Below are 4,591 nucleotides of genomic sequence, written 5' to 3'. Positions count from 1 at the left end.
TTGCTGGCGGTCGGTAAGGATGGCAAGACCAAGCGTCGCAAGGGCACTAGCATCAAATCCACTGATATTCTGATAGCTCCCCCGCAGCGACCCATCTTCTTCGTGCCACACCTGACGAAATCCAGCTCGGAGAACTGAGGTTCGGCACCGCTCCTTGTTCGGTGGCTAGCCCTAGCCGCATAGGTACCGGTAGCTTGGCCCATCGCGATGGAATGCCGAGCATTTCGCTCTAGGGGTCTGGTACGTCGATCAAATATCCCATCCCACGCGCGGTTTGTATGAGCTTAGGCTCGAACTCATCATCGATTTTTGCTCTCAGCCGTCGTACCGCCACCTCAATGACGTTGGTATCGCTGTCGAAGTTCATATCCCAAACCTGGGAGGCGATAAGGGACTTTGAGAGCACTTCCCCGCGACGCCTAAGCAATAGCTCAAGAAGTGCGAATTCCTTAGCGGTCAGGTCTATGCGTTTCCCCGAGCGCGTAACCCGACGTCTCAGCAAGTCCATCTCAAGGTCGTGGAGCTTGAGTATCGTCTGGTTGGGGGCATGGTTGCCGCGGCGAAGCAACGTACGGATCCTGGCTAGCAACTCGGAGAAGGCAAACGGCTTGATGAGATAATCATCAGCGCCCAGCTCCAATCCCTTTACTCGATCCTGAACCCCATCTCTGGCGGTGAGGAAGAGCACAGGGACCTCATTACCCGCAGCGCGGATTTGATGTAAAACCTGCCACCCATCCAAGCCAGGCATCATCACATCTAGAATGAGCAGGTCGTATGCCGCATTAAGCGCATGCTGAGCGGCATCGGTCCCGTTCTCTACTCGATCGACAGTGAATCCAGCCTCCGTGAGCCCCTGCTGTAGGTAGGTGCCCGTTTTCGGCTCATCTTCAGCAACAAGAAGCTTCATTGAAGGTACTCTCGCCAGCATTTAGAACAGTGTGCCGATTGTCTGGGCGGGCAGCCAGTACCTTACAGAAACGTAATGCCCGCATCATCGGAATGACAGCTTGCAACGCTAACTTTCACGTCAGCAGTTGCTCCCATACTCTGCTTTTGGCCTTTCCATGCTCCTTTGGCCTATCGGCGCCTCGATGGCGCCTTTTTTTTGCCGGCAGGAAACAAGACCTATTGCCAGAACGAAAAGCGCCATACACGCTTTCTGCGCTTTCGCTTGTAGCTGCTTGCCTGCTTTACTGACGAAACCGTAATGTCTAATTCAGGGATCTGACAGGAACTCTCGGTTAGCTTAGACACAAGCCCAAGCCAAGACTCCTGCCTGGAGCGGCGCTGGGTATCTATGTCTTTCCACGAGGTAACAAGCATGAAACTTTTCAGATCTCTTTCCGTACTGCTCGCCATCGCAGCAAGCTCTTCCTATGCAATGGCAGAAGGTGGTGGTGATCGTACCTTTGCTCGTATGGAGCAGGCTCGGCAAGTGTCGATCGCGGCTTATCAGGCTGATCAGAAGGATCAAGCCCAAGAGGTTGCCTCCAAGGCAGCTCCGGCTGCCAAGCACGCTAAGTGCTGAAGCGAAACCTTACGCAAATGTGAACACTCGGCTCGCTGAACTGTGGCAGCTCCATGAATGTTGTAGCTGCCACGGCGTTGGCGCTTGCAACGTTAGTTGCAAAAGGCCGAAGGGGCCATTATCAGCTACGTTGAAACTTGTTCTTCTAAAAACGAGACCTAGCATCCCCACCTTAAGCGGATGAACGGTATATTGGCGATTCTCTTCAATGACCTCGACAATCGAGGCCTTCTGCATAGCCCGCACAGCCTAAAAAAAAGGCGCCGAAAAAGCGCCGTCAGGCTAAAGGAGCATCAAAAAAGCCTTAGAAAATCGCTCATTATGTCGGGGATGTATTTATGGATACACCCTTTAAACGGTTCTTATCAAGCCTACGACCAAATAAAATCAGTCCTAAAGTGACCGGAATAATTATGATCGGAAGGCGGCGGGCTGTTAGGAGGTTACGGATACTCGCCGCATATTTGGAAAGTCCTACCGTTTCGCCGTGCAGCTAATTCAACCTATTTGTAAGGCTGATAATCGCAGACCCTGAATCGCTCGCACAGCTGTCCACGCATATCATTGATTTGCCTCGTTTGCGCTTGGACTATGCCCTCGCAATAGTGCTTGAGCTCTTCATGTTTCAAATCAAATTTTACCCTGCAATCCTGACTTGGCCCTAACGCCAAATAGTGGTGGTTGCTGAAATTTGCCAAAAACGCTCTGTCGAAATTAGCCCCAGGACTTTCGTACATGAGTGCTTGGATCTGTCGCTGCCCGGCAGGTGGTATCTGCGGAACGTGTGCGACGCCATACCACTCAAGCAAGAACCGCTGAGCTTTCGCAATTTCTTCCCGTTGCGTGCGGTTTGCCATGCGGGCCATTGACTTTATTTCTTCGGAGCTTGCTTTGGCAGGTGTCTCACCAAAGTTCGGAGTAGGCGCAGTCCCTTCACGCGGATCATTTATGTTCGGATCACGCACTGTATCCGTTCCAGCGGCTAGTTCGGTCATTCTAAGCGCTGAGTAATGATGATCGATGATAAAAGTCAGATAGTTCTTTTCAAACGCAGCTGTTCTTCCTGTGCCCGGCCCAGCGGCCTGCACAGGCGCAGTTAATAAAACACTGGCGGTCAGCAATGCAGCACCTAAAAAACCTGTACGGCGCAAAGAGTCGTTAGCCATGGCATTAGTCCTGTATGAATTTACATCCGTTATTATTGTTGCTTTGCTCAGAACAGATGACGTTTGTATTCAATGAGCATCATTGCAATCAGATTCTTGTAAGAATCAAAAGTTCCTTCTCACGGTAACGCTATCGCACGGCTTTTACGTGAACGTCCTACATCTTCACTGGCGATTCCTTGGGCGCTTTCTGGTGCGCTTTAAGCTTACAAAAATGTAATCACGCGTCTTACTTCGGCATGCCATATTTACGATGAAAGGCGAGTCGCTTGATAAGACAGACCGCGCGCGAGCCTCTATGATCAATTACCGCTGGCAACACCAACCCGTAGGGCTGGTTTCGGCTTGGCTCCTTAGCTTGATTGGAACCTACACATGCAACGTAAAACCTCTAGGCGAACCTTTGTTAAAGGCTTGACTGCCGCAGGCCTCCTTGGTGGTCTTGGCCTGTGGAGAGCTCCGGTCTGGGCAGTGAGTAGCCCCGGCCAGCCCAGCGTACTAACCGGCACGGAGTTCGACCTGCTGATTGGGGAGACGCCGGTCAATATCACCGGTGCGGCTCGGACGGCGATGACCATCAACGGGACTATCCCAGGGCCGCTTCTACGTTGGCGTGAAGGGGATACCGTCACGCTGCGAGTCAGGAATAAGCTGAGTGAAGATACATCTATTCACTGGCACGGCATGATCTTGCCGGCCAACATGGATGGTGTGCCTGGATTGAGCTTCCAAGGCATCGCTCCCGATGGCATGTATGTATATAAGTTTCAGGTTAAACAGAACGGTACCTATTGGTACCACAGTCATTCAGGGCTACAAGAGCAGCTTGGTGTCTATGGCCCGTTGGTCATCGATGCGAAAGATCCCGAACCGTTCAGCTATGACCGCGATTATGTGGTGATGTTGACTGATTGGTCCGATGAGGATCCCGCTCGTATCCTTTCTAAGCTCAAGAAGCAGTCCGATTATTACAACTTCCACAAGCGCACTGTCGGAGACTTCATTAACGATGTGAGCGAAGACGGCTGGGCCGCTACGATTGCGAATCGGAAAATGTGGGCTCAGATGAAAATGAGTCCCACCGACCTCGCCGACGTAAGCGGCTACACCTATACCTATTTAATGAACGGCCAAGCACCCGACGGGAACTGGACCGGTATCTTCAAGCCTGGCGAGAAGCTTCGTCTGCGGTTTATCAACGGCTCGGCCATGAGCTATTTCGATGTCCGCATTCCAGGGCTGAAGATGACTGTAGTCGCAGCCGATGGCCAATACGTCAACCCAGTTAGCGTCGACGAATTCCGCATTGCCGTGGCAGAAACCTACGATGTGATTGTCGAGCCTGCGACCGAGGAGGCTTACACGATCTTCGCCCAATCGATGGATCGCACAGGATACGCCCGTGGCACGCTAGCGGTTGCCGAAGGGCTGAGCGCTCCTGTTCCAGAAACCGATCCTCGACCACTAATCACCATGGACGACATGGGGATGGATCACGGCAGCATGGGCGGTATGGCGGGCATGGACCATGGCGGCGACATGGGCGCGATGGACCATAGCAACATGTCCGGCATGAACCACGGTGACATGCAAGGGATGGGCGACATGGGCGCAATGGCCGGCATGGATCACAGCAAAATGGGTGGGATGTCCGGGATGGACCACTCTGGAATGGCTGGGATGAGCGCAGGTATGCAATCGCACCCGCCCTCAGAGTCCAATAACCCACTGGTGGACATGCAGACCATGAGCCCAACTCATAGGCTGAACGATCCCGGTATTGGCTTACGAGACAACGGCCGCCGAGTCCTGACCTATAGCGACTTGAGAAGCACTTTCCCCGATCCGGACGGCCGTGAGCCCAGTCGGACGATCGAACTCCATCTCACCGGCC

The 4,591-nt window shown here is 53.0% G+C and carries 4 protein-coding genes; 2 read left to right on the top strand and 2 right to left on the bottom strand.

Going from position 1 to position 4,591, the window contains the following annotated elements; genetic code table 11:
* Window positions 1–229 precede the first annotated feature (229 nt).
* Complete coding sequence (locus tag RT21_RS22625; protein ID WP_003298769.1) at window positions 230–910, bottom strand: heavy metal response regulator transcription factor; 681 nt, start codon at window positions 908–910, stop codon at window positions 230–232.
* Between the two features lie 414 nt (window positions 911–1,324).
* Between RT21_RS22625 and RT21_RS22620 the strand changes: the two genes are divergently transcribed.
* On the top strand, window positions 1,325–1,531 hold the full coding sequence (locus RT21_RS22620) for a co-regulatory protein PtrA N-terminal domain-containing protein (protein ID WP_003298771.1): 207 nt from the start codon (window positions 1,325–1,327) through the stop codon (window positions 1,529–1,531).
* A 503-nt stretch (window positions 1,532–2,034) separates the two neighbouring features.
* Here RT21_RS22620 and RT21_RS23470 read toward each other — a convergent pair.
* Window positions 2,035–2,697 carry a DUF305 domain-containing protein gene (locus RT21_RS23470; RefSeq protein WP_080623458.1) on the bottom strand — a complete coding sequence of 221 codons (663 nt, stop codon included), beginning with the start codon at window positions 2,695–2,697 and terminating at the stop codon, window positions 2,035–2,037.
* A 375-nt stretch (window positions 2,698–3,072) separates the two neighbouring features.
* On the opposite strand from RT21_RS23470, the gene RT21_RS22610 reads away from it, so the two are divergent.
* The coding region (locus RT21_RS22610) for a copper resistance system multicopper oxidase (protein WP_046164436.1) at window positions 3,073–4,591 on the top strand (1,519 nt) is incomplete at its 3' end.

This window comes from Pseudomonas sp. 10B238 (assembly GCF_000970615.1).
Classification (GTDB): domain Bacteria; phylum Pseudomonadota; class Gammaproteobacteria; order Pseudomonadales; family Pseudomonadaceae; genus Stutzerimonas.
Note: the sequence above shows the minus strand (reverse complement) of the source record. Positions and strands in the feature narration are given on the sequence as shown.